This window comes from Dyella nitratireducens, from assembly GCF_014642835.1.
GTDB classification, from domain to species: domain Bacteria; phylum Pseudomonadota; class Gammaproteobacteria; order Xanthomonadales; family Rhodanobacteraceae; genus Dyella_B; species Dyella_B nitratireducens.
Genome location: NZ_BMJA01000001.1, coordinates 1,361,955 through 1,388,495, shown reverse-complemented (window position 1 = coordinate 1,388,495; position 26,541 = coordinate 1,361,955). Strand labels below are relative to the sequence as shown.

20 protein-coding genes are annotated in these 26,541 nt (G+C 60.0%); 12 read left to right on the top strand and 8 right to left on the bottom strand.

The window, feature by feature from the left end; all coding sequences use genetic code 11:
• The first annotated feature begins 26 nt into the window (after positions 1-26).
• The 4 genes from cyoB (at position 27) to IEX75_RS06445 (ending at position 4,005) form a co-directional block, all read left to right on the top strand.
• On the top strand, positions 27-1,985 hold the full coding sequence (gene cyoB / locus IEX75_RS06460) for a cytochrome o ubiquinol oxidase subunit I (protein WP_229720765.1): 1,959 nt from the start codon (positions 27-29) through the stop codon (positions 1,983-1,985).
• Positions 1,986-1,988: 3 nt separating this feature from the next.
• Complete coding sequence (gene cyoC / locus IEX75_RS06455) at positions 1,989-2,627, top strand: cytochrome o ubiquinol oxidase subunit III (RefSeq protein WP_188793416.1); 639 nt, start codon at positions 1,989-1,991, stop codon at positions 2,625-2,627.
• Positions 2,624-3,022: a cytochrome o ubiquinol oxidase subunit IV gene (gene cyoD, locus IEX75_RS06450; protein WP_188793415.1), complete on the top strand. Its 399-nt coding sequence runs from the start codon at positions 2,624-2,626 to the stop codon at positions 3,020-3,022. The genes cyoC and cyoD overlap by 4 nt, the downstream gene beginning before the upstream one ends.
• A gap of 197 nt (positions 3,023-3,219) precedes the next feature.
• Positions 3,220-4,005, top strand: a complete 786-nt coding sequence (locus IEX75_RS06445; protein ID WP_188793414.1) for an SURF1 family protein — start codon at positions 3,220-3,222, stop codon at positions 4,003-4,005.
• A gap of 66 nt (positions 4,006-4,071) precedes the next feature.
• On the opposite strand, the gene IEX75_RS06440 is transcribed toward IEX75_RS06445, so the two are convergent.
• Complete coding sequence (locus IEX75_RS06440) at positions 4,072-4,701, bottom strand: TetR/AcrR family transcriptional regulator (protein ID WP_188793413.1); 630 nt, start codon at positions 4,699-4,701, stop codon at positions 4,072-4,074.
• A 117-nt stretch (positions 4,702-4,818) separates the two neighbouring features.
• On the opposite strand from IEX75_RS06440, the gene IEX75_RS06435 reads away from it, so the two are divergent.
• The 7 genes from IEX75_RS06435 to IEX75_RS06405 all read left to right on the top strand — a co-directional run bounded on the left by IEX75_RS06435 (position 4,819) and on the right by IEX75_RS06405 (position 15,979).
• Complete coding sequence (locus IEX75_RS06435; RefSeq protein ID WP_229720661.1) at positions 4,819-5,955, top strand: efflux RND transporter periplasmic adaptor subunit; 1,137 nt, start codon at positions 4,819-4,821, stop codon at positions 5,953-5,955.
• Entirely contained in the window at positions 5,952-9,128 is a 3,177-nt protein-coding gene (locus tag IEX75_RS06430) for an efflux RND transporter permease subunit (RefSeq protein ID WP_188793412.1), read from the top strand. Before IEX75_RS06435 ends, IEX75_RS06430 begins: the two co-directional genes overlap by 4 nt.
• Positions 9,125-10,600, top strand: a complete 1,476-nt coding sequence (locus IEX75_RS06425) for an efflux transporter outer membrane subunit (protein WP_229720660.1) — start codon at positions 9,125-9,127, stop codon at positions 10,598-10,600. The genes IEX75_RS06430 and IEX75_RS06425 overlap by 4 nt, the downstream gene beginning before the upstream one ends.
• A 114-nt stretch (positions 10,601-10,714) precedes the next feature.
• The gene (locus tag IEX75_RS06420) at positions 10,715-11,836 is read left to right on the top strand and encodes a VirK/YbjX family protein (protein WP_188793411.1); all 1,122 of its coding nucleotides are present in this window, start codon (positions 10,715-10,717) and stop codon (positions 11,834-11,836) included.
• A gap of 3 nt (positions 11,837-11,839) precedes the next feature.
• Positions 11,840-12,364 (top strand): RNA polymerase sigma factor, encoded by a 525-nt coding sequence (locus tag IEX75_RS06415; RefSeq protein WP_188793410.1) that lies wholly within the window; start codon positions 11,840-11,842, stop codon positions 12,362-12,364.
• Positions 12,364-13,359 (top strand): FecR family protein, encoded by a 996-nt coding sequence (locus IEX75_RS06410; RefSeq protein ID WP_188793409.1) that lies wholly within the window; start codon positions 12,364-12,366, stop codon positions 13,357-13,359. Before IEX75_RS06415 ends, IEX75_RS06410 begins: the two co-directional genes overlap by 1 nt.
• Positions 13,360-13,678: 319 nt before the next feature.
• Positions 13,679-15,979: a TonB-dependent siderophore receptor gene (locus IEX75_RS06405; protein WP_188793408.1), complete on the top strand. Its 2,301-nt coding sequence runs from the start codon at positions 13,679-13,681 to the stop codon at positions 15,977-15,979.
• Between the two features lie 59 nt (positions 15,980-16,038).
• On the opposite strand, the gene IEX75_RS06400 is transcribed toward IEX75_RS06405, so the two are convergent.
• Positions 16,039-17,415, bottom strand: a complete 1,377-nt coding sequence (locus IEX75_RS06400; protein ID WP_229720659.1) for an OmpP1/FadL family transporter — start codon at positions 17,413-17,415, stop codon at positions 16,039-16,041.
• A gap of 647 nt (positions 17,416-18,062) precedes the next feature.
• On the opposite strand from IEX75_RS06400, the gene IEX75_RS06395 reads away from it, so the two are divergent.
• On the top strand, positions 18,063-20,210 hold the full coding sequence (locus IEX75_RS06395) for a S53 family peptidase (protein WP_188793407.1): 2,148 nt from the start codon (positions 18,063-18,065) through the stop codon (positions 20,208-20,210).
• Between the two features lie 64 nt (positions 20,211-20,274).
• On the opposite strand, the gene IEX75_RS06390 is transcribed toward IEX75_RS06395, so the two are convergent.
• From IEX75_RS06390 to rfbB, 6 genes are all read right to left on the bottom strand, one after another.
• Complete coding sequence (locus tag IEX75_RS06390) at positions 20,275-21,432, bottom strand: alkaline phosphatase family protein (RefSeq protein ID WP_188793406.1); 1,158 nt, start codon at positions 21,430-21,432, stop codon at positions 20,275-20,277.
• Between the two features lie 211 nt (positions 21,433-21,643).
• Complete coding sequence (locus tag IEX75_RS06385; RefSeq protein WP_188793405.1) at positions 21,644-23,056, bottom strand: mannose-1-phosphate guanylyltransferase/mannose-6-phosphate isomerase; 1,413 nt, start codon at positions 23,054-23,056, stop codon at positions 21,644-21,646.
• 3 nt (positions 23,057-23,059) lie between these two features.
• Positions 23,060-23,998 carry a dTDP-4-dehydrorhamnose reductase gene (gene rfbD, locus IEX75_RS06380; RefSeq protein WP_188793404.1) on the bottom strand — a complete coding sequence of 313 codons (939 nt, stop codon included), beginning with the start codon at positions 23,996-23,998 and terminating at the stop codon, positions 23,060-23,062.
• Positions 23,995-24,552 carry a dTDP-4-dehydrorhamnose 3,5-epimerase gene (gene rfbC / locus IEX75_RS06375; protein ID WP_188793403.1) on the bottom strand — a complete coding sequence of 186 codons (558 nt, stop codon included), beginning with the start codon at positions 24,550-24,552 and terminating at the stop codon, positions 23,995-23,997. The genes rfbD and rfbC overlap by 4 nt, the downstream gene beginning before the upstream one ends.
• A complete protein-coding gene (gene rfbA / locus IEX75_RS06370; RefSeq protein ID WP_188793402.1) occupies positions 24,549-25,436 on the bottom strand; it encodes a glucose-1-phosphate thymidylyltransferase RfbA in 888 nt (295 codons plus the stop codon). The genes rfbC and rfbA overlap by 4 nt, the downstream gene beginning before the upstream one ends.
• Positions 25,433-26,482 carry a dTDP-glucose 4,6-dehydratase gene (rfbB, locus tag IEX75_RS06365; protein WP_188793401.1) on the bottom strand — a complete coding sequence of 350 codons (1,050 nt, stop codon included), beginning with the start codon at positions 26,480-26,482 and terminating at the stop codon, positions 25,433-25,435. Before rfbB ends, rfbA begins: the two co-directional genes overlap by 4 nt.
• Positions 26,483-26,541 lie beyond the last annotated feature (59 nt).

Below are 26,541 nucleotides of genomic sequence, written 5' to 3'. Positions count from 1 at the left end.
TTCATTCTCCCGACCTCGGCAAGCTGATTTTCGGACGGCTCACCCTGGATGACATTCCATATCACGAGCCGATCCTGATCTTTACATTCATTGGTGTGGCGATAGGCGCCATCGCCGTGCTGGGGTTGATCACCTACTACCGCAAGTGGGGCTATCTGTGGAGCGAGTGGTTCACCAGCGTGGACCACAAGAAGATCGGCATCATGTACATCGTGCTGGCATTGATCATGCTGCTGCGTGGCTTCGCCGACGCGCTGATGATGCGTGGACAGCAAGCCATTGCCTTCGGTACGCACGAGGGCTATCTGCCCGCTCATCACTACGACCAGATCTTCACCGCGCACGGCACGATCATGATCTTCTTCGTCGCCATGCCGTTCATCACCGGTCTGATCAATTTCGTCATGCCGTTGCAGATCGGTTCGCGTGACGTCGCTTTTCCTTTCCTCAACAATTTCAGTTTCTGGATGACCGTGTCCGGCGCCGTACTCGTCATGGCGTCATTGTTTATCGGTGTCTTTGCACGCACCGGCTGGTTGGCCTATCCGCCGCTGTCGGAGCTGCCTAGCAGTCCGGACAGCGGTGTGGACTACTGGATCTGGGGATTACAGATCGCAGGTGTCGGCACCACCTTATCGGGCATCAACATGATCGCCACGATCGTGAAGATGCGTGCGCCCGGCATGACCATGATGAGGATGCCGATCTTCACCTGGACAGCGCTGCTGGCGAATGTGCTGATCGTGGCGGCGTTCCCCGTGTTGACCGCCACGCTGGCGTTGCTGGCGCTGGATCGTTATGCAGGCACGCATTTCTTCACCAACGATCTTGGCGGCAACTACATGATGTACGTCAACCTGATCTGGGTGTGGGGGCACCCGGAGGTGTACATCCTGGTGCTGCCGGCGTTCGGCGTGTACTCCGAGGTGACGTCCACCTTCTCGCGCAAGCGCCTGTTCGGCTATGCGTCGATGGTGTACGCGACGGTGGTGATTGCGGTGCTGTCCTACCTGGTGTGGCTGCACCACTTCTTCACCATGGGCTCGGGCGCCAGCGTCAACTCGTTCTTCGGTATCACCACCATGATCATCTCGATTCCGACGGGGGCAAAGATCTTCAACTGGATGTTCACCATGTATCGCGGCCGCATCGTGTACGACGTACCGATGCTGTGGGTGGTGGCGTTTATCGTGACCTTCGTGATCGGCGGCATGACCGGTGTATTGCTGGCGGTGCCACCCGCGGATTTCGAGCTGCACAACAGCCTGTTCCTGATTGCGCACTTCCACAACGTGATCATCGGCGGCGTGCTGTTTGGCATGTTTGCCGGTGTCAATTACTGGTTCCCCAAGGCGTTCGGTTTTCGTCTTGATCCGTTCTGGGGCAAGGTCTCGTTCTGGTTCTGGGTGGTCGGTTTCTATTTCGCCTTCATGCCGCTGTATTGGCTGGGCCTGATGGGCGTGACGCGGCGACTGCGCCATTTCGATGATCCGTCGTTGCAGATCTGGTTCGAGATCGCAGCATTCGGCGCGGTCCTGATCTTGATTGGTATTGCCGCGATGATCGTGCAGTTCGCAGTGAGCATTCTTCATCGCGACAAGCTGCGCGATACCACCGGCGATCCCTGGCACGGACGCACGCTGGAATGGTCCACCTCCTCGCCACCGCCGCCGTACAACTTCGCCTTCACGCCACAGGTGCATGACATCGACACCTGGTGGCAGATGAAGCAATACAAGTGGCGTCGGCCGGTAGAAGGTTTTCTACCCATCCATATGCCGAAGAACACCGGTACCGGCGTGTATCTGGCCGTGTTGAGCCTTATCTTCGGCTTCGCCATGGTCTGGTACATGTGGCTGATCGCGGCAATATCGTTTGTAGCGCTGCTGGCAGTGGCCATCCACCACACTTTCAATTACGACCGCGATTACTACATCCCCGCTGATGAAGTGGGGCGTGTCGAAACCGCCCGCGCCGGAGCTTGAGCCATGTCCGACATGACCATGACTGTTAGCGGAAGCGGTGGTGCGGAGGAGGCGCTGCGCTTCCACGTGGCTGAAGACCATCACCCGGAAAACGCCACACTGCTGGGTTTCTGGTTGTACCTGATGAGTGACTGCCTGATCTTTGCCTGCCTGTTCGCCACCTATGGCGTGCTTGGCCGCGAATATGCGGGTGGGCCATCGGCCAAAGAGGTGCTGGAGCTGCCGATCGTGGCAGTGAACACCACGCTGCTGCTGCTGTCCTCGATTACCTACGGCTTTGCGGTGTTGGAGATGCAGCTCAATCGCCGCGGACCGATGATGGCGTGGCTGATCGTGACGTGGCTGCTGGGTGCAGGCTTTATCGGGCTGGAGTTGACTGAATTCACCCACCTGGTGTCGATCGGTGCAGGGCCGGGGCGCAGTGCCTTTCTTTCTTCGTTCTTCACCCTGGTCGGCACGCACGGCTTGCACGTGACGAGCGGCCTGATCTGGATGATCGTGCTGCTGGTGCAAGTGGGCAAAAAGGGCCTGATTCCCGCCAACAAGCGCCGGCTGATGTGCCTGTCGATGTTCTGGCACTTCCTCGACGTGGTGTGGGTGGGCGTCTTCAGTTTCGTTTACCTGATGGGAGTGCTGTCATGAGCGACCACACCCAGCATGCACATGACGATGGCCATCACGGTCACGCCCATGATGGCGTGGACCAGATCCATGTCAGCCTCAAGGGTTATATGACGGGGTTTGCCGCGGCGGCCTTCCTCACCATTCTTCCGTTCTGGCTGGTGATGTCCGGTGCGTTCTCCAAGACCGGTCCGGCCGATGCCTTCATTCTGTTGCTGGCCGCAGTGCAGATCGTGGTGCACATGGTGTATTTCCTGCACTTGAATGCGAAATCCGAGGGCGGTTGGAACATGCTGGCCCTGGTATTCACCATAGTGCTGGTGGTGATCACGCTGAGCGGATCGATCTGGATCATGTATCACCTCAACCAGAACATGATGCCGTCGATGATGAAGGATGTACGGAATTTGCCGTGATTGCCTTTACTTCTTATCCCCTTCGAGGAGAGGGTTGGGGTGGGGCAATCTTGCGAAAAAGTTGAATCGAGCGGCGTAGGTTGGGGTGCAAACCCCAACGCCTGTCTTTCACACGTCGCGATGTTGGGGTTTGCACCCCAACCTACAAATCGACGCACTTCGTCTTGGCGTCTGCGGCTCATGCGATCATTGCCCGCATGGCTTCCCCAGACACCTCCTCCTACGATGCGCCGCGCACCCCACGCGGCCCGGTCGCATTAATCCTGCTCGGCCTCTTCGCGGCAGCCCTCTTCATCGGCTTCGTCTCCCTCGGCAACTGGCAAGTCCACCGCCTTGCCTGGAAGCGCGCCCTGATCGCCCGTGTCGACTCACGCGTGCATGCACCGCCGATCGCGCCACCCATGCGCGACCAATGGCCTGGCATGACTGGCGACAAAGACGAATACCTGCATGTCCGTCTCAGCGGCGTGTTTCTACATGACCGCCAGACGCTAGTGTGGACGGCCACCGACGAGGGCAGTGGCTTTTGGGTGATGACGCCGTTGCGCCTGGCCGATGGTTCTGTCGTGCTGATCAATCGTGGGTTTGCACCGGTGGACTGGTGCGGGCGTGATGGTCATTGCGCACCCGGGCCGACGGGTGAGGTGACGGTGACAGGTTTGCTGCGGATGTCCGAGCCGCCCACGTTCTTCCGTCACAACGATCCTGCGCACAACAACTGGTATACGCGTGACGTGGCAGCGATCACCGCCGCGCGCGGCCTGCATGACGTGGCGCCTTATTTCGTTGATGCGGATGCAGCGCTGGCAAGCAGCAATCAGTGGCCGGAAGGCGGCAAGACGGTGATTAACTTTCCCAATAATCACCTGAGCTATCTGATTACTTGGTACTTGCTTGCGCTGATGGTGTTAGGCGCGAGCATTTATGTGGGGTACGACGAATATCGTTTGCGTCGTAAAGCTGTCGGAATGAAGCCTGCGTAGGTTGGGGTGCAAACCCCAACATGCCCGGGTCAATCAACACGGCGATGTTGGGGTTTGCACCCCAACCTACGTCAGCTTCGATTGCGCACCAAAAAACGTCGCGGTAAAGACCGTACTCAGCACAGACGCCGTGGCCGCATCGGATATTTCGTTGGGCATGCTCATGTTGAAATACAGCATGCCATCGATCAGCGCCATCATCGCCAATGCAAGGTCGGCCGGCGGGGTGGATGATGGCTGCAGCCCCATACGCTGATCGAACTGCGTAATGAAGCTGGCAATCATGTCGCGCTTTTCCAGGCACAGCGTGTTCATGCGCTGGCGGAATTTGGCGTCACGCACGGCGTGCAGGCGCGCCTCGGCCCACAATATGTAGCTGTTGTGATCGCGATAGCACTGGCCATAAAACTGGGCCAGCTGCTTTTGCAGGTCTTCGTTCGACAGTTCCGCATCCAGCAACTGCTGCAGATCTTCCTGGATATGGCCGTGGTCGCGCTTGAGCAGTTCGATGAACAGGTCCGTCTTGCTCTTGAAGTTCGAATAGAACGCACCGCGCGTGTAGCCGGCATGCCCGGCGATGTCCTCGACACTGGTGCCGGCCAGACCTTTTTTCACAATGACTGCCGCGGCCGCTTCCAGCAGGCGCTCGCGGGTCTGTTCGCGGCTTTCTTCTCGGGTAAGGCGTTTGCGTGGCATGCCAAATGGTACCACGACGAATGGCACGTGTATCGAAATACATAGTTGTATTTGAATACGATCATGGATTAGAGTCCGGAACCGTATCCAAGCACCTCCATCCCCCAGGAGCCTTTCGTGAGCTATCCACCTTTCCCCACGCTGCGCGGGCTGGCGCGGCACGCCTGGCTGCCCATGGCGGTGTCCATCTCCCTGGTTTTGCAGGCCGGATGCAGCCGGAAGGCGCCCGAGGCGGACGCGGCCGTGCCGGTGATCGCCATGCCGGTACAGGCGACCGATGGCGCCGTTGCCGGCCGCTTCCCGGGCGACGTGCATGCGCGCTACGAGATGCCGCTGTCCTTCCGCGTGAGCGGGCAGTTGCTTGAGCGCTACGTCGATCCCGGCGAGCAGGTGAAGCAGGGGCAGGCGCTGGCCAAGCTCGATCCGGCCGATGAGAACAAGCAGCTCGCCAACGCCAGGGCGGCGCTGGAGGCCGCGGAGCATCGCCTGGTCTTCGCCACCCAACAGCATGATCGCGACGATGCGCAGTTCAAGCAGAACCTGATCAGCCAGCTGCAGTGGCAACAGACACAGGACAACTACGCCTCTGCCCTGGCCGGCCGCGATCAGGCGAAGCAGCAGTACGAACTCGCCCAGAACCAGCTGCGCTACACCACGCTGATGGCCGATCATGATGGTGTGATCACCAGCCGGCAGGCCGACGTAGGCCAGGTGCTGGCGGCCGGGCAGCAAGTGTTCGGCTTCGCCTGGTCCGGCGAGCGCGAGGTATATGTCGACGTGCCGGAGAGCCGTGTCGATCGAATTGCCATCGGGCAGGCCGCCACGGTGAGCTTGCCCGCGTTGCCGAGCCACGCCTACACCGCACGGGTGCGCGAAATCTCACCGGCGGCGGATGCGCAGTCGCACACCTATCTGGTCAAGCTCACGGTCGATCACGCGGATGCCTCGCTGCAGCTTGGCATGACGGCGGATGTGTCCCTACAAGCAGCCCACGCTGCCGAAGGCATGGTGAAGATTCCGGCGACCGCCTTGTTCCACCAGGACGAACACCCTGCCGTGTGGGTGGTGAACCCGAGCGATTCCAAACTGGCGTTGCGCCCGGTAACGGTGGCGCGCTATGGCGAACGTGACGTACTGCTGTCGGATGGCCTGAAAGCCGGCGAGCGCATCGTGATGCAAGGCGTGCATACCGTTTCGGTGGGCGAAAAGGTCACGCCGATCGCGCCACCGCATGCCGAGGATGCGCCGCAATGAGCCACGAGGAGCGCTTCAATCTTTCCGCGTGGACGTTGCGCCATCAGTCGCTGGTGTTTTTCCTGATGGGACTGATCGCGCTGTTTGGCGTGCTGTCATATAAGAACCTGTCGCAATCGGAAGACCCACCGTTCACCTTCAAGGTCATGGTGATCCAGACTTACTGGCCCGGCGCGACCGCCAAGCAGGTGCAGGAGGAAATCACCGACCGCATTGGACGCAAGCTGCAGGAAACGGCGGATATCGATTTCCTGCGCAGCTATTCGCGCCCCGGTGAATCGCTGATCTTCTTCAATATCAAGGATTCGGCACCCGCGTCGGAAGTGCCGGAAACCTGGTATCAGGTGCGCAAGAAAGTCGGCGACATTGCCGCACAGCTGCCGCAAGGCGTGCAGGGGCCGTTCTTCAACGATGAATTCGGCGACGTCTACACCAACATCTATGCGCTGGAAGGCGATGGCTACACACCCGCGCAACTGCATGACTACGCCGATCAGTTGCGCGTGGAACTGCTGCGTGTGCCGGGCATCGGCAAGGTCGATTATTTCGGCGACCAGAACCAGCACATCTACATCGACGTGACAAACGCGACGCTGGCCAAGCTCGGTATCAGCCCACAACAAATCGGGCAAGCGATCAACGACCAGAATGCGGTGGCTTCCACCGGCGTGCTGACCACGGCAGATGATCGCGTGTTCGTGCGCCCCAGCGGTCAGCTCGACGACATGGGTGCGCTGGCGAATACCTTGCTGCACATCAATGGCAAAAGCTTCCGTCTGGGCGACATCGCCACCATCCAGCGCGGCTACGACGATCCTCCCAGTCAGACCATGCGCTTCATGGGTCAGCAGGTGCTGGGTATCGGTGTGACCATGCAGCCGGGCGGCGACGTGATCCATCTCGGCAAGGCGCTGGACGGGAAGATCGGCGAGCTGCAGAAACGCCTGCCGGCCGGCTTGAAGCTATCGGAAGTCACCAGCATGCCGCACGCGGTCTCGCATTCGGTGGATGACTTCCTGGAGTCGGTGGCCGAAGCAGTGGGAATCGTGCTGTTGGTAAGCCTGCTGAGCCTGGGCTTCCGCACCGGCATGGTGGTGGTGATCTCCATTCCCTTCGTGCTGGCAGCTACCGCGTTGTGCATGGACATGTTCGGCATCGGCCTGCACAAGGTCTCGCTAGGTACGTTGGTACTGGCGCTGGGCCTGCTGGTGGACGATGCGATCATCGCGGTCGAAATGATGTCGGTGAAGCTGGAGCAGGGCTGGGGACGCGTGAAGGCCGCTGCGTTCGCCTATACCAGCACGGCGTTTCCCATGCTGACCGGCACGTTGGTGACGGTATCGGGTTTTCTGCCGATCGCCTTGGCCAAATCGAGTACCGGCGAGTACACGCGCTCGATTTTCGAAGTCTCCGCCATTGCACTGCTGGTGTCCTGGCTGGCAGCGGTGATCGTGATTCCGCTGCTGGGTTATCACATGCTGCCGGAACATCACGAACGTGCCAAACCGGGGCAGGAGTGGTGGGCGCGTTTTCTCCCGCAACGTTGGAACGAGACACGGGCGGCGAAAGCCGTGCAGCCTGTTCACAATGGCGAAGAGATCGAAATTTACGATACCACCTTCTATCGCCGCTTCCGTGGCTGGCTGGACCTGTGCTTGCGCCAGCGTTGGCTGGTGCTGCTCTCGACGGTAGTGCTGTTCGTGATCGCCCTGGGTGGGTTCGCATTGGTGCCCAAGCAGTTTTTCCCCAGTTCTGATCGACCGGAATTGCTGGTGGATTTGCGCTTGCCCGAGGGAGCTTCCTACGCGGCGACACTGCGCGAAACCCAGCGTTTTGAAGCGGTGCTCAAAGGTCGCAAGGACATCGCCAACTACGTGAGCTTCGTCGGTAGTGGTGCACCGCGCTTCTATCTGCCGTTGGATCAACAGCTGGCTCAGCCCAATTTCGCGCAGTTCGTGATTACCGCGAAAGATGTGAAGCAACGCGAGGAGCTTGCGAATTATTTGGAAGGCGAATTGAAACGCGACTTCAGCGCCGTGCGCACGCGTGTCAGCCGTTTGGAAAACGGCCCGCCGGTCGGTTTTCCGGTGCAGTTCCGTGTGGAAGGCGACGACATCGCGACCGTGCGTGGCATTGCTGAGCAAGTGGCTGGTGTGATGCGAGCGAATCCGGATACCACCAACGTGCAATTCGACTGGGATGAGCCGGCCGAGCGTTCCGTGCGCTTTGAGGTGGATCAGTTCAAGGCACGCCAGCTTGGCCTTACCTCGAAGGACATTGCCGACTTTCTGGCCATGAACCTGTCTGGCACCACGGTGACGCAGTTCCGTGAACGCGACAAGCTGATTGCCGTGGATCTGCGCAGTGAGCGAGGCGATCGCATTCATCCTGATCAGATCGAACGCCTGGCGATACCCACTGCCAGTGGTACGGCGATTCCTTTAGCCCAGCTTGGGCATGTGGCTTACGGCCTGGAATACGGCGTGATCTGGGAACGCGATCGCCAGCCGACCATCACCGTGCAGTCCGATACACGCAACAGCGCACAAGGTCTCGATGTCACCAATACCGTCGACAAGCAATTAGCTGATATCCGTGCACATCTTCCGGTGGGCTATCGCGTCGAAGTCGGTGGTTCGGTGGAGCAGAACCAGAAGGCGCAAGATTCGGTCAACGTACAGATGCCGGTGTTGCTGGTTGCGGTGCTGGTGCTGTTGATGATCCAGCTGCAAAGCTTCGGCCGCACCTTCATGGTGGTGCTGACGGCGCCGTTGGGGTTGATCGGTGTGATCGTCGCTCTGCTGGTTGCTCATCAACCGTATGGCTTCGTCGCGATGCTGGGAACGATTGCGATGTTCGGCATCATCATGCGCAACTCGGTGATTCTGGTGGATCAGATCGAGCAGGATATCCGCGCCGGCCATCCACGGTGGGAGGCCATCGTTGGTGCCACGGTGCGGCGCTTCCGCCCGATCACTTTGACCGCCGCGGCAGCGGTGCTTGCATTGATTCCGCTTCTGCGCAGCAACTTCTTTGGTCCGATGGCCACCGCGCTGATGGGCGGCATCACGGTTGCCACCGTGCTCACGCTTTTCTATCTCCCGGCGTTGTACGCGGCCTGGTTCCGCGTACGTGCCGATGAACCCGCCAGGGAACCGGAGGCTGTTACATGAAGCCCGCAAACATCATGATTTCTGGATGGCGTCTATCAGCGCTTGCTGCCGCGGTGGTCCTGGCTGGATGCGCGTTTGCACCACCTGCCAAGCCGCCTGCTTCGCCTGCACCGGCGCATTACACCGCCGAGCCACTGCCGGCCGATACCGCCAAGGTGGACGGCGTATCGCAGCACTACAGCCTGGGCGAACGTGCCGTGCCGCAGTGGTGGCGCGAGTACGGCAACGACACGCTCGATGCCTGGGTGGAGGAAGGGTTGCACAACAATCCCTCGCTCACGGCGACCAAGCACACGCTGGAGGCGGCCCACCAGCTGCTGCGCGCGCAGATCGGCGCGAACATGCTGCCGTCGCTGGACGCGCAAGCGCAAAGCAGCCGGCAGCGTGCGCTGGGTTTTCCGGCATTCGGCCCACCTACCAATCTGTACGACGTTTACGCTGGGCAGCTTGCGCTCAGCTATAACTTCGATCTGTTCGGTGCGACGCGGCATGGCATTGCCCAGACTGCGGCACAAGTGGACCAGGAGTCCTACGAATTCGATGCCGCCAAGCGTACGTTGGCGGCCAATATCGTGATGGCTGCCATCAATGCCGCCTCGCTTGAAGAACAAGTGCAAACCAGCGAGCGGCTTTCCAAGCTTGCGCACGATCAGGCCGATCTAACGGCGCGCCAGCACAATCTCGGCGCGGCGTCGCAAGACGATGTGCTGAGTCTGCGGGAGCAGGCCGCCAGCATCGATACATCGCTGCCACCGTTGCGCGCGCAAGCGGAAAAGGCACGTCACGCCTTGGCGGTGTTGCTGGGACGCACACCCGACCAGGCGCCGGCGAATCTCAAACTGTCGGACCTGCATTTGCCGGAAAGCCTGCCCGTCAGCGTGCCATCCGATCTGTTGCGGCAACGGCCGGATGTGCTGGCCGCCGAAGCGGCCGTGCATGCTGCTTCGGCACAGGTGGGTGTGGCAACGGCGAATCTGTTTCCACAGATCTCGCTGTCGGCGACGCTAGGCACGGAAGGGTTCAAGCCATCGAGCCTGTTCACCAGCGCGGGCTCGGTATGGAGCGCTGGGCTTTCGCTGACGCAGCCGATCTTTCACGGTGGTGAGCTGATCGCCAAGCGCAAGGCGGCTATCGAGGACTACAACGCGGCTATCTCCAACTATCAGCAAACCGTGCTGAATGCATTTCAGAACGTGGCGGATACGCTCACAGCGTTGAACCAGGATGCCGCCACGCTGCAGGCGGCGCAGATAGCGTCCAGGGCGGCGGAGCAAACGTTCGCCAATACCGATGCGCGCTATCGCCTGGGCAGTACGTCGTATCCCGCGATGGTGCTGAGCGAGCAGCATTGGCAGAACGCGAAGCTGACCGAGATCCAGGCGCGGGCGTCGCGGCTGGCGGATACAGCGGCGTTGTTCCAGGCGATGGGGACACCGCAGCCGGAGACATTGGCGGAAAATACGCGGCATTGATCGGCGGGCCCCCTCTCCTTCCGGGAGAGGGGAGTGCCCAGCGCCATTTCAAAATCCCCAGGCCCAAACGTCTTTCAGGAAAACCGCCCATGTTTTTCCGATGGAACGAACGCCTTGAACAAGCCAAACCGCCACCCTGCCGGGGTCCTGGATATCGGCCTGGAAGCTTTTCTGCCTCGCGGCGCCTATGCGCCTGATGCTCGTCGTGCCCGTACTTCGCCGTTCTTTGACAGATCCCGTGCTGCCGTCAACGAGGCAGCGCAGCCGGGTGCGCTGTCGAACTTGTTGGAATCGCTACGCCACCGCCAGGACTGGACCGGCCCTTGGTACAAGCGCGGCGTCACGGCGCTGAAGTACCTCCTGCGCAGTCTGGGCATGGCGGCGCAGCATCAGCGTTTTCTCGCTCTGATTGCCGCTGACCCGGTGTTGCACGCTTATCGGAGGCGCGATCCGCGCCTGCTGGAGCGGCATATGCATCGCTACGTCAATGCGCATTGGCATCGGCGCGATCGGCTGACTTATCTGCAGCAGCACTACCGTTTTGCCAAAGCACACCTGCCCTCCGGTTTGTACGAGCTGGTCTATGCCATGGGCCATGCCAGTCTAGGAAGCCTGACGGCCAAGGATGGCTCCCTTCTCACCTTGTGCCTGCGGCCCCCCATCTACAAGGGTTGCGAAGGTGAGCTATGCCTGCAGCTGTGCGATGTGAATGAAGAGCCGCTATATAGCATCGTCTTCTCCATCGCGGACGAGCTGCCGGCGCTCATGATCGGCTGTCTGCAGGGGCCGCGCGGCGACCATGCCAAGGATGTGGTGCGCGAACTCACGCGCATCCTGCATGGCATGCGGCCCAAGCAATTGATGCTGTCGCTGGTCTACACCTTTGCCCGCCACTATGGCATCGAGCGGATGGTGGCGATCAGCAACGATGCGCACCCTCTGCGTCGCAGCGGCCGCCCGCTGTTCTCCGACTACGATGCCTTCTGGGAAGAACAGCGCGGCCAGCGCATCGGCGGTGGCTGGTACGCGTTGCCGGCGTCGTTGCCGCATAAGTCAGAGGCGGAGGTACCGAGCAATCATCGTGCCGCCTTCCGCCGCCGCGAAGCCTTGCGGCTGGAGGCCGAGCAATTGCTGCTCAATGCCTTGGCGCCGCCGGTGCCTGCGTTCAGGCGTGCTGCGCATGAAGCGTCGCGCATCCCCTTTCCGGTTGTGGCAGGCTCTGGCAACGGTCCGTAAGGTATGAGCGCCGTGACGCTATCCGTGCATGTCAGCGACATCGAAAGGCTATTTCGCGAGCAGAACCGCGCGCTGATCGCTTTTCTGCAATGCCGCCTCAATTCGTTGTCGGATGCGCAGGAAGTCGCACAGGAAGCGTATTTGCGCATGTTGACCATGGACAACCGCGAAGAAGTCGATTCGCTGCGCAGCTATTTGTTCAAGGTGGCCGGCAATCTCGCCATCGATCGACTGCGCAAGCGCAAAGTGCGCAGTGAGTTTGCGGTGGTGCAATCGCAGGACGAGCAGGTGGACGAGCACAGCCCGGATCATCACGCCGTGGCGGTGGAGCAGGTGGCTGGCGTTCGCCGCGCCTTGAAGGAGCTTCCGGCCAAGGCCGCCCAGGCGTTTGTGATGCATGTGATCGAAGGGCGCGATTTCAGCCACGTCGCGCAAACCATGAAACTCAGCGAGCGCATGGTGCGCTACCACGTCGCGCACGCGCTGGCTCATTGCCGCGCGCGTGTGGATGAGAAGGAGGTGCCGTGATGGCAAGTCAACCACAGGATCAAACCATGCAGGTCGCCGCGGAATGGTGGGCAAGGTTGCGTGAGCCAGGTGCGGGCGATGATGTCGCCGAGCAGTGGCTGGCGTGGACGAGCGAAGACGAGCGGCACCTGCAGGCGTTTGAGCAGGTAAGCGCACTGGCCGAGCAACTGGGTACGCTCGATCAGGTGTCGCGTCAGTCGCTGGCCAAGGAATTCGTGCGGCCGGTTTCTGCGCAGCGGCGCTGGCTGCCGCTGGCAGCCGCCGCGTCGATCGCAGCCGTCATGCTGGGCGGTGCGGTCTATATCGGTTGGACACAGCATGCTGCCGGGATTACCGCGCAGGTCTACCAAAGTGGCATTGCGCAAAACCGCGACTTCACCTTGCCTGATGGCACCAAGGTGGCGCTGGGCGCGGATTCCACCCTGAGCGTGAAGTACGGCAGCGGCGAGCGCGATGTCGAGGTGCGCAACGGTGAAGCCTATTTCGAGGTGGTGCACGACAGCCGCCGGCCTTTCGTGGTGATGGTGGGCGACGTGACGGTGCGCGATATCGGCACCGCGTTCGACGTGCGCCGCACTGGCGAACGCGTGATGGTTGCGGTGACCCAGGGGCGCGTAGCGATTGCCGACCGGCACGCCAATGCAGGTCAGCACAACTCATTGGAAGCGACGGCAGGACAGCGCGTGTCCTACGATCCCGATGCATCGAGCATGACGGTCGACATCGTTACGCCGGCGCAGGCGACGGCATGGCGCAGCAACCGCCTGGAGTTCATCGATGAACCGCTGGGCGTAGTGGTCGCCAACCTCAACCGCTATGCCGGCAAACCGCTGCATGTCGCGGACCCGAACCTGAATGCGTTGATTTACACCGGCACCATCCGTACCGATGCCATCGATAGCTGGATAGAAGCCTTGCCGCAGGTGTTTCCGTTGCAGGTGAGCAGGGAAGCCGGTGGGGTGGTGCTGTCCGACGCAAGGCACGTTCAACGCTGATCGGCATGCAGGTTGGGGCGCAAGCACCGGCATCGTTATCTTGACCGGTATGGCAATGCTGGGTTTGCACCCCAGCCTATATCTCCGTTTGCTGCAAGTTTGCTGCAAGCCAACAGATATGCAGCGCGTCGCATCGTCTTTATGGCTCGTAGGGTGATGCCAACCGATAAGCTGCGTGTCACACTCGTGCTTTGGCGCAGAGTTGACGTATGTCATGAGGTGGTTTGCCTGGCTGCCAGCTTACGGCGGCCTGACAATGGGGGTCGTTGCATGGATGGCTGGTGCCTTACCAGTTCATGCAGCGGAGCAATCGGTTGGCATGCGTTTCGAGATACCGGCGCAGTCGCTGGCCACGGCGTTGATCGCCTTCGGCAAGCAGGCCAACGTGCAGGTGCTTACCGCCGGCAAGACGGTGGATGCCTTGCGTTCGCATGAGGTCATCGGCAGCTTGACGCCGGAGGCGGCGCTGGCGCGTCTGCTGGACGGCACGAACATGCGGTTTGACTTTGTGGACGCACGCACGGTCGTGGTCAAGCCACGCGCGGATGCTTCCGTTCAGCCGTCCAAACGTCCATCCGCCGACGAATCGACCACGGTCTTGTTGCCGCCGATCCAGGCGATCGGACTAGTGGGGCGGGATGCAGGATTCATGGCCGACGTCACCAGCGGGCCCGGGCGCATGCTGGCCGATCCGCTGGACGTGCCGGAATCGGTCAGCGTGGTCACGCAAAGCCTGCTGCAGTCGGAGCAAGTGCTGACCATCGCCGATGCCATCCGCAACGTGGCGGGCGCCCAGTACGTGGATGGCACCAGCGGGCTGCCGGTGTTCGACGTGCGAGGCTTCATCGCCGGCAACGGCATGACCGACGGCATGCCGAACAACGTTCTCGGCATTGGCGACTATCCGCCGATGATTGCCCTGGAGCGCGTTGAAGTGCTGAAAGGGCCGCAAGCCGTGCTGGGCGATACGTCGGCGTACAACAATTTCGGCGGCCTGATTGACGTGGTCCTGAAAAAACCGCAGAGCGATCCGGTGCGCCACCTCAGCTGGTCGATCGGAGAGCACGGCGAAAAACAGCTTGGCCTGGATCTGGCCGGTCCATTGAATGCCAGCAAGTCCCTGACGTATCGCCTGGTACTGAATGGCGACGTGGCTGACCGAACGCCGCAAGGCATGCGCGGGCAGCGCAATCGCTACGTCGCGCCATCGGTGGGCTGGTCAACGCCGGACACGACGTTCATTGCCGGCATGTCGTGGATGATGAATCACGTGCCCATACCCGACCATGTGGTGCTGCTCGGCGATACGGTGCAATCGGCTTCGCCCCCTGGCATCTTGCTGGACAATCCGAACGACCACAGCTCGGTGGAAACGCGGCGGCTGTTCTACCTGCTGGAGCATCGCTTCAACGACACCTGGACGTTTCGCAGCCGGGCGCAATACGTGCGCGAGACGATGGACCTGCAGAATTGGCAGGTAAGCGGCATGGACTTTTCGGGCGACGTAGGTGCGGTGGGGCAGCAATATCGTGCGTCCGACGCGTATTACACCTTGCAGAACGACCTGGTGGCGGCGTTTGGGCACGGCTGGATGCAGCATACGGCGATGTTGGGCGTCGACTATTCGCGGATACAGATCGGCAGTGGCCTTGATGCCTTCAGCAATGGCGGTGCTGGCATCGCCTACAACATCTTCACCAGTGGACCGCTGCAGACGCCAGCCTCTCAGTTATCGTCGAGTGACTACCTCAACGGTTATATACCCGGCACGCCGTGGACCACGGAAAGCGGTGTGTTCCTGCAGGACCAGATCAACTTCGGCAGCCAATTTGAAGTCTTGCTGGCGGTGCGCCGTACCAGCTATCAGTTGGACACCACGCATGCAGACGGTACGCCATGGAATCTGCACAAGGTTCATTGGGTGCCCAATTTCGGGCTGGTCTACAAGCTGACGCCGGATATGTCGCTGTATGCGAATACGTCGAACGGCTTTCAGCCGGATGTGGATCTGGGCAAGAACAACGCCCCACTGCCGCCGTCGCTGTCGCGGCAACTTGAAGCGGGTGCGAAGTTCGATCTGTTTCAGCATCGTGCACGCCTGACGGTGGCCGCGTATCGCATCATGCTTGATCACAGTAATGATTTGATTTCGCTGCAGCCGCCGTACTACATCGTTAGCGGGCCGGGGCAGTCGAACCAGGGTATCGAGATCGAGTTCAATGGACAGCTGGCGCCGGGCTTGAATCTGAGCACGGCTTACACGCGTGCCTCGGTGCACAACAATGACGGCTCTGCAGCTACCGGGCAATCGCAGCAGCGTTTCAACCTGTGGACCAGTTATGCGTTCCAGCACGGTTGGTTGCGTGGATTCGGCATGGCAGGCGGTGTCTTGGCGCGCAGCCGCAGCATTGGCGAGATGTCCGACGACAGCGCGTATATACAGATATCGGGGCAGGCGAGAGTAGATATGAATGTGTTCTACCGGGCGCAGCGCTGGAGTGTGACGCTGGGTGTGCGGAATGTGCTGGCGCGGAATTTATACAGCCCGACATTCAATGAAACGTTTGTGCCGCTGGATGATCATCGGACGTTTTTGTTCAGTGGTGCTGTTGATTTTTGACTTGCGTGAACTGCTCCCTCCCCTACGGGAGTAGGGGAGGGAGCAATCTCTCGCGATGGTCAGAAGTGATACGTCCCCGTAAGACTCACCACATCCCCCGAATCATCGAAATACCCATTCATGGTACCCGCACCCAGCAACGGCTGGTTGGCCAGATGCACAGGCGTACGTCCCACGAACAGATGCTGGTAACCCAGGTCGATCCCGATGTGGTCCGTGGCTTTGTAGCCGATTCCGAAACCCAGCAACTTGCGATTGCCATCCGGCACGCGCGGATCGCGGCTGAGGGTAACGGTGGGCGTTTGGTCGTAACCGATACCGCTGCGCAACGTCCATTGATCGGTGAGCTTGTAGTCGCCGCCGACGCCGAAGAAATAACTGTCTCGGTAGTGTTCAGGCAGCGCCACCAGCGTCTGGCCTTCCGACGTCAAGATCAGATCCTTGAAGGTGGACCATTGCGTCCACTTCACCGTGCCGGCAATTGACAGGCGATCGGAGAACTTGTGCAAGTAATCGACCGTACCGTACGCAGGTGTGTCCAACGCCGCGCTTGCGCTTGCACCGTTCGGGTTGAGTGTGGGCAAGGCCGGATCGAGCACGGGCGCCAATGCAAGCAGTTGTTTGCCGGCTGTGCTGCCGTAGAGGTTGTAGGTGCCGCTCAGCGTGTTCTTGACACGCGAGTGATAGGTCGCGCCGAACGTATCCAGATCGGTCGGCTTGAACACGAAGCCACCGAAATAGCCGAACGAGGCTTTCCGTTTCACATCGACGTTGAGTTGCACGTCATCCTGTTGCGGCGGCAATGGCAAACCGAAGAGTGCCTGCGCGGCACCGTTCGGATCGAGTGTGGTGTCGAGCTGCGCTTTGGTGCGTTGGCCGAGCACACCGACGCCGGCGGAGAATTGATCGTTGAGCTTGAAGGATGCCGAGAAGCTGATCGCGATGGATTGCAGATCCGTGCGGGTCCCGAAGTAGCGGCCTTGCCAACTGGAGTTGTAAACGCTGGAAAGTCCGTAGGGCACGGTGAGCGAACCACCCAGCGCCAGCCAGTCGTTCACTGGTACGACGGCAGCCAGATCCGGAAACGGTTTGAACCGGCCGAAGCCATTGGGATTACCGCCGCTGGTCGGGTTGCCGTCCACATCCAGCGTGGTGCCGTTGAATTGCGCATCGGGGCGGATCTCGGTGGCGGTGGCTTGCAGTACCGGTGCCGAGAAGAAGGCCATGGCGGCAGGGTTGTTGAATGCTGCCGTGGGATCGTCAGGGAACAGCGAGGTACCGGCATTCGCGCGAGCCCAGCCCGCAGCGTTGTCGGTGGGAAGCTGGAATGCGCTAGCCATCGCGGCGCCAGGTAGCGCAAAGGCGGACAGCACGGCTGCCACAAGTTGGGCGCGACGGCCACAGCGAAGCATCTGGAGCTTGGAATAGTGATTCACGTTGGTCTCCTTGCGTAAGCGTTGAGCGGACGCGACGCTAAGTTTCTGTAAAAAGCGTGATGAACACGTGCATATCGTGTCTTTCAATGCTTCACATGGGCATCACGGCAACGCAGCCATTCATGCAGTGCTTGTGCGCCTTATTTATTTGCGATGCGAGTAAGGCCTGTGCAGACAACGATTCGATCGGGTGGCGCGGATGTACGGAGAAAACGCACTGGCAAAAGCATTGCTTCGATGCAGGCGCGAGCGAAAGCGAGGCTTACAGAAATTGGATCGATGCAGGCTCGGCGAATGCAGATGCCATGCATCCATCGCCTAAGTGCGTCGTGCTTAAGTGCTCTCGCGGAATATTTTGCGCCTACAAAATTTTGTGACGCACTTCATGTCAGTGTCAGCTATTCGACATCGAATCGTCATGCTAGAAATGCCGCCCAAAGGAGAAATCGGCGACGGATGACATAAATTACGTCGCGCGCATGTGCATCACTGATATCGAGGGGAGTCGAAAGGAAAACATAAAGAGCGACATCGCGTGATTGTGGTTTTCGTTGGGTGCATCGTGGCTTTGCCATGCCGCCGCCTGTACGGGACGCATCGCAACATCACCTCGCACCAAATCTTATTTCTTGTTGGGGAGATTCCGCGTGAGATTTGGTTCCGTACGTCCAGGCGGCCATCGTGCTGCCAAGTTTGTGCTGTCCCTGTTGGCCATGAGTCTTGCTTCGGCCTATTCCGCAAACAGCCACGCCACCATCGGCCTGTTGTCCAAACCGCAGATTACGCAGGCGCCGAGCAACAACGATCGCGTCGCCGTCGAAGGCAACGTCAATCCGTTTGCCACGGCGGCTAATGATCGCGGCCGTGTCGATGATTCCACTAAGCTGGATCACATGCTCCTGCAACTGCAGCGTCCCGCCGATCGGGAGGCGGCGCTGGAAGCTTTCATGCAGGAACAGACCACCAAGGGTTCGCCCAACTATCACCATTGGCTGACGGCGGCCGAGTTCGGCCAGGACTATGGTCCATCGCAGATGGATATCGATGCGGTCACGAGCTGGTTGAAGTCACAGGGTTTCACGGTCAACCGCGTGTACGAAAGCGGCATGACCATCGACTTCTCGGGCACGGCCGCGCAAGTGCGCAATGCGTTCGCCACCGAAGTTCACCATCTCAACGTAAATGGCGAAAACCATATCGCCAACATGAGCAACCCGCAGATTCCGCGCGCGTTTGCCGGCGTGGTGAAGGGTGTGGTGTCGCTGAACGACTTCCGTCCGCACCGCAACTACAAGCAACACGTGGACTACACGTTCACCAGCGGCAGCAGCACGTATCAAGCGGCGACGCCGGCGGATCTGGCGACTATTTACAACCTCAATCCGTTGTTCAACGCAGGGGTGAACGGCACGGGTCAGACCATCGTGCTGGTTGAAGACACCAATGTGTATTCGGCCAGCGACATCACTACGTTCCGCTCTACGTTTGGTCTACCCACAGCCAATTTTACTCAGGTGCATCCGAGCAGTTGCACCAATCCGGGTGATGTGACCGGCAATGACGGTGAGGCTGAGCTGGACGTTGAATATGCGGGTGCTGCAGCGCCTTACGCCGCGCTGGAACTGGCGTCGTGTGCAGATACCTCCACCACCTTCGGCGGACTGATCGCCGTGCAGAACCTGATCAATGGCACGTCGGTGCCGAAGATCATGAGCATCAGCTACGGTGAATGCGAGGCTGAAAACGGTGCAACGGCGAATGCGGCGTACATCTCCACGTATCAGCAGGCGGCGTCGGAAGGTGTGTCGGTGTTCGTCTCTTCCGGTGACGAAGGTGCGGCGAGCTGCGACGCGGATCTCAGCAACGCCACGCATGGCATCGGCGTGAGTGGTTTCGCTTCCACGCCCTATAACGTCGCGGTGGGTGGTACCGATTTCGGTGATACCTATGCGGGTACCAACAGCACATATTGGAACTCCACCAATACGTCGACCTACGGTTCGGCCAAGTCATACATTCCGGAAATTCCGTGGAATGACTCCTGTGCCGGTGCACTACTCAGCAAGGCGGCCGGTTATAGCACGCCGTATGGCAAGACCGGCTTCTGCAACAGCACGACGGGCAAGGAGTATTACCTCACCACAGCCTCCGGCAGCGGTGGCCCCAGTGGATGCGCCAGCGGCAGCCCCAGCACTTCGGGCGTGGTTAGCGGCACCTGCAAGGGTACGGCGAAGCCTTCGTGGCAGTCGATCGTGGGCAACCCGGCCGATGGCGTGCGGGATATCCCGGACGTGTCGCTGTTCGCAGCCAACGGTGTGTGGGGCCACTACTACGTGTATTGCTACAGCAACACCGCGGGTCAGGGTGTCGCTTGCACGGGTGCGCCGAGTGGTTGGGCTGGTGCCGGTGGTACGTCGTTTGCGGCACCGATCATGGCGGGTATCCAGGCGTTGGTGAACGAGCACAACAACCTCAGCAGCGGTGCCGGCAATCCGAACCCGGTGTACTACTCGCTGGCCAGCACGGAGTACGGCACCTCGGGCAGCGCCACCTGCAATTCCAGCAACGGCAATACCGTGGGTAGTTCGTGTGTCTTCTACGACATCACGCAAGGCGACATGAGCGTGAACTGCACGGGTACGCACAATTGCTACAAGCCGTCTGGCACGTATGGCGTGCTGTCTACCTCTACCTCGTCGTATGCCCCGGCTTATGGCACGGGTACAGGTTGGGATTTCGCCACCGGTATTGGCTCGGTGAATGCTTACAACCTGGTGTATGCGTCGGGCTGGTAAAGCCGTCTTATACGATTGATGGAAGACGCCCCCTTGAGGTTCCAAGGGGGCGTTCTTTTTTTACTTAGTTACCTGATGCCGGATGTGCAGTGAATACATCACTGCCGAATGTGTGCAGCCCGTTGTCCTGCGCATAACCAAGATGCGACAGGCGGAAGATATCTTCCAGCGTACGCAGCAAACTGTAGTGGTTGTATTCCGTCTCGGATTGCGTGCCAGGTGCGATGTAGGGCGATAGCAGCACGGCGCCGATCTGGCCACCACCAGGACCGATCTTGCCACCCGGCTGCGGGCCGCCGGGCAGCGGCTTTTCGTTGCAGCAAGCTTTGCCATCGTTGCCTTCGTCGAAGGTGATGATCAGCAGGCCATCCTTCTTGAATGCCGGCGAGTCGACGATGCGTGGCACCCAGGTGCGCAGGAACGCGTCGGCGGAAATCAGTCCGCCGGGTTCACCGTTCTTGCAAGGTGCATCGTGGCCGTCATGGCAGAGGTTGGGCGTGATGTAGATGAAGTTGGGTGTGCTGTCGAGCTTGGCAAGATCGCCGGCGAGATGATCGAGATTCACCACGCGAGTGTCGCAGTACTTCTTGTCATCGATGATCGTGTGGAAGTACATGAAAGGGTTGTGCTTGGTGGCGTACTGGTCTTGCGGTGTCGCATGTTCGGTGACGTCCGTGGTACCGATGGACGGGTGCGCACAGGTCGCAGATTCGCGCCCGGGATCCTTGCCCATGTCTTCCATGTAGGCCTTCCAGGTAAAGCCTGCTTGGGTGAGCTGGTTGGCGAGGGTGGTTACGCGCTTGGGATACACACAACCGGTACCGGGCAGTTGCCCGTTTTCATCCGGCTTTTTGGCCGTGGGCACGAATTCGCTATAGATGTTGCAATCGGCTTGCGTATCTGGATTGGGCGCCTGGCCGCTGATCATCGCGATGTAGTTGTCCAGGCTGTAATGGCCGATGCCGTAGTAGTTAGGCAGCAGCGCGCCTTGCTTGGGCAGCTCGCGCGCAAGGTAGGGCGCGATCGACTGCGGACCGAACGTGACCGGGTAGGACTCGTTCTCCAACATGATGATGAAGACGTGCCGGATGGGCGGAAGGGTGGCGGATGGGGCGGCAAGGCAGCTTGCCGAAGCACACAGTGTGGCGAGTAGCGCGATAAGGAAAAGGTGAGTGCGCGTCAGCGTGCGACGCAGGCGGAAATGGCTTGGCAGACGAGACATCTGGGGGATCCTTGGGCGATAGCGGCCTGCATGATGGCGGGCACAACGGCTATTGCAGCCGCCTTGGGCGGCAGGATCAAGTCGCGGGGATGTCGATACTGTGCTGAATCGTGGTCCCGGCGGAAGCCGGGACCCAGCGCCTTTGCATGCCTACGTCGCCAAGCCCCGGCTTTTTGCCGGGGCGAAACATCTATGGAGCAACAAAACTAAATCAGGCGCGCCCGTACACGTCGTCAAAGCGCACGATGTCGTCCTCGCCGAGGTAGCTGCCGGACTGCACTTCAATCAGTTCCAGCGGCACCTTGCCCGGATTGCGCAGGCGATGCACGCTACCGAGCGGGATGTAGGTGCTCTGGTTTTCCGCCAGCAAGAATACCTTCTCATCGCAGGTAACTTCGGCCGTGCCGGACACCACGATCCAGTGTTCGGCGCGATGGTGATGCTTCTGCAAGCTCAAGCTGGCGCCGGGTTTCACCACGATGCGCTTCACCTGGAAGCGCCCGCCCGCTTCGAGCGAGTCGTAGCTGCCCCAAGGGCGATGGACCACGCGATGGAACGAATGCTCGGTGCGGCCCGAGGCCTTGAGTTGGTCGACCACCTTCTTCACATCCTGTGCCGCATTGCGATGCGCAACCAGCGTTGCATCCGGCGTGCTCACCACGATCAGATCGTCCACGCCGACCGTGGCAATCATGTGGCGATCATGCGAACGCAGCAGCGAATTGCGCGTGTCGACCGTCAGCGTGTCACCTTCACGCTGATTGCCCTGCTCGTCATGCTGGCCGGACAGCCACAGCGCCGACCACGAACCGATATCGCTCCACGCACAACTCACCGGTACCACCGCGGCGCGCGAAGTCTTTTCCATGACCGCGTAATCGATGGAGTTGTCCGGTACCTTGGCAAAGGCATCAGCATCCACCCGCACGAAATCCAGGTCGCCGTGCCCAGTGGCGTACGCCTTGCGCACCGCCTCCAGCATTTCGGGTGCGTGCTGACCCAGCTCTTCCAGGTAGCGGGCTGCCTTGAATAGGAACATGCCGGAGTTCCAGTCGTAGCCACCGTCTTTCACATAACCTTCCGCCGTGGCCAGGTCAGGCTTCTCGACGAAGCGCTCTACGCGGAACGCACTGCTGCCGATCGGCTCCGCCCGGCGGATGTAACCAAAGCCGGTTTCAGGACGATCCGGACGAATGCCGAAGGTCACCAGCCAACCATCGCCAGCTGCGGGCAGGGCTTGTTGTACTGCGGCAACGAAGCTTTCCGTATCGCCGATCAGGTGGTCGGCGGGCAGCACCAGCAGGAGCGCCTGCGGATCGCGTTCCACGGCTTTCAGGGCGCCCAGGGCGATGGCCGGGGCGGTGTTGCGAGCAGCCGGTTCCAGCAGAATGGTGGCGTCTTTGATACCGACTTCCAGCAGTTGGTCAGCCGCAAGAAAGCGATGGTCTTCGCTGGCGACGATGACGGGAGCGGTAACGTCGGGCAGTTTCCTCGTGCGGGCGACCGTCTGCTGAAACAGAGTGCCGTTGCCGCTCAGGGAAAGAAATTGTTTGGGAAGATTCCGGCGCGACACCGGCCACAGGCGCGTGCCACTGCCGCCACTGAGGATCAAGGGGATCAGCATGTTTTATCGAGCCTGCTTTGCGAGAGTGTCGATGACTTGGTCCAGGCCTTCCTGCCAATCGGCCAGAGCATAGCCGAAGCGTTGCTGGAAGCTCTTGTTATCTAGCACGGACCAGGCGGGGCGCTTGGCCGGTGTGGGATATTCGGCCGTGGCGATCGGCAGCACACGGGGGAGCTGCGGGATCAGCCCGCGGGCATGAGCTTTTTCGAAGATGGCGCTGGCGAAGCCATGCCAGCTGGTGTGGCCACTTGCAACAAGGTGATAGATGCCCTGCATGGCGCCACGCTGTGTGGCATCGGCATTTTGCCAAGTGGTCAAGGCGGCGAGCGTCGCGTTGACGATGGTGTCCGTACTTGTGGGTGCGCCATACTGGTCCGCCACCACGCGCAGCTCCGCGCGGTCAGCACCCAATCGCAACATCGTGCGCAGAAAATTGTGGCCGTGCGGCGCATATACCCAAGCAGTGCGCAGCAGGAGGTATGCGGCACCGCTGGCTTGTAGGGCTTGCTCGCCGGCCAACTTGCTGCGGCCGTAGGCACCGAGTGGTGCGGTGGCTGCGTCGACCGGATAGGGCATGGAAGCTTGCCCATCGAAAACGTAGTCGGTTGAGTAATGCACGACCATGGCATGGTGAGCGGCAGCCCAGCGGGCGATAACGGCCACGGCCTCACCGTTTACCGTGGTGGCCAGGGACTCTTCCTGCTCGGCGCGATCGACCGCTGTGTAGGCTGCCGCATTGATGATGATGGCGGGCTGCACTTTATCCAGCAGAGTCGACAGCGTGGCGGGTGAGGAAAGATCAGCCACTTCGGCCGAGCCGCCGTCGAAGCGCGCGCCATCACGGCTGGCTGCAACGATGTGGCCAAATGTCGAAAGTTCTTGGTGTTCGAGAAAGCTACGGCCGAGCTGGCCGTTGGCACCAAGCAGCAGGATGTTGTTCATTCGGCGAATACGGGCAAGCGTTCCGTGGGAATGTCGGCCAGCAGCGAAGCCTTGAGGTCCTTCTCGGAAAGCTGAGGCGCTCTGATGGGCCAATCGATGCCAAGGGCTGCATCGTCCCAGCGAACACTGGCATCGGCCTTCGCGTCATACAGTGCCGTGCACTGATACGTAAACGTGGCGTGCTCGGACAACACACAGAAGCCGTGCGCAAAGCCTTCAGGAATCCAGAAATGGCGATGGTTTTCGGCGCTGAGGATCACCCCAGCCCAGTGCCCGAACGTGGGTGAGCCGCGGCGGATGTCTACCGCCACGTCGTATACCTCGCCTTCCAGCACACTGACGAGCTTGCCTTGTGGATTGGGCCACTGGTAGTGCAAGCCGCGCAGCACGCCTTTGCTGGAGCGCGAAACATTGCTTTGCACGAAAGCGGAAGTGATGCCGACAGCGTGATATTTGACCTGGTTGTAGCTTTCGTAGAAGAAGCCACGTGCGTCGCCAAAAACTTGGGGTTCAACAACGATGGCACCAGGCAGGGAGGTCTGGACGACCTTCATTTGACGAGCCCCTGTTCAACGAGATGGATGAGGTATTGGCCGTAGCCTGTCTTGATGAGCGGCCCCGCAAGCCGCCTGACCTGCTCGGCATCGATCCAGCCGTTGTTGTACGCCACCTCTTCAGGACAACACACTTTCAAGCCCTGACGATTTTCGATCGTCTCGATGTAGTTGCCGGCTTCCATCAACGACTCGTGAGTACCAGTGTCCAGCCAGGCGTAGCCGCGGCCAAGTTGTTCCAGATGCAGCGAGTTGTCTTCCAGGTAGCGGCGATTGAGATCGGTGATTTCCAGCTCGCCACGCGGGGAGGGCTTTAGCTCCGCCGCATAATCGCATACACGTGCATCGTAGAAGTAAAGGCCCGTTACGGCATATTGTGACTTTGGCTTCGCGGGCTTCTCTTCCAATCCAATGACGTGGCCGCTGGCGTCGAACTCGGCCACACCATAGCGTTCCGGATCGCGGACCCAATAGCCGAATACCGTCGCGCCGTCGCGTCGTGAATCCGCACGCTTGAGGCGCTCCGTCAAACCTACGCCGTAGAAGATGTTGTCACCCAGAATAAGGCAGCTCGGATCGCCACCAATGAATTTCTTGCCGATGAGGAATGCTTGCGCCAAGCCATCCGGTGAGGGCTGCACCGCATAGTGGATGTCGATGCCCCATTGCGAGCCATCACCTAGCAAGCGCTGAAACAGTGCCTGCTCGTGTGGTGTGTTGATCACCAGGATCTCGCGAATGCCCGCCAGCATCAGGGTGGCCAGCGGATAGAAGATCATCGGTTTATCGTACACCGGCAACAACTGCTTACTGACCGCCTGCGTGATTGGATAAAGGCGCGTCCCTGAGCCGCCGGCTAAAATAATGCCCTTGCGTGTACTCATACGCCCAGCCGCTCCATGCGATAGCTGCCATCGAGCACGCGCTGTACCCAAGGCTGATTGGCAAGGTACCAGTCAACAGTTGCCTCGATGCCGCTTTCAAAGCTGTGCAAAGGCTGCCAGCCGAGCTCGTGCTGCAGCTTGCTCGAGTCGATCGCATAACGGCGATCATGGCCCGGACGATCCTTTACATAAGTGATGAGCGATTCATGCTTGCGGCCATCGTGCAGCGGTCGCTTGGCATCGAGCAGGGAGCAGATGGCTTTTACGACTGTTATGTTGGTGCGCTCGGCATTTCCGCCGACGTTGTACGTTTCGCCTAGTCGACCTCCATCCAGCACATGGCGAATGGCCGAGCAATGATCGCCAACGAACAACCAGTCGCGGATGTTCATGCCATCGCCGTATACCGGCAACTGTTCCCCGGACATGGCCTTTTGGATAACTAAGGGGATCAGTTTTTCAGGGAACTGGAATGGCCCGTAATTGTTTGAGCAGTTGGTTGTGAGCGTAGGAAGTCCATACGTATGATGGAACGCGCGCACCAGATGATCTGATGAGGCTTTGGATGCGGAATATGGTGAGTTTGGTGCGTACGGCGTCGTTTCGGAAAATTTTCCGTCGGTACCGAGCGAGCCGTAGACTTCGTCGGTAGATACGTGAAGAAAACGAAATTGCCCCCGCTCCATGCCGTCTAGGGAGCGCCAATAATCACGCGACGACTCAAGCAGACCTAGCGTACCCACGACATTGGTGTGGATAAAAGCTGCTGGTCCGTCGATGGAGCGGTCGACATGGGATTCGGCGGCGAAATTCACGATTGCCTTGGGCCTGTATTCGGTGAGCAGCTGATCGATCAGGCTTCGATCACCGATGTCTCCTTGCACAAAGATGTGCCGGTCGCTATCTCTCAGCGAAGCGAGAGTGTCTAGATTACCAGCGTAAGTGAGTTTATCCAGGTTGAGGACGCGCATACCGTCAGCGACGGCTTGCAATACAAAGTTGGCGCCGATGAAGCCGGCGCCGCCGGTGACAAGCAAAGTTTTCATGCGTAGCTCCCAGGATGGCCTAATATTCTGTCATAGGACGCATAAGGTGCAGCATCGCT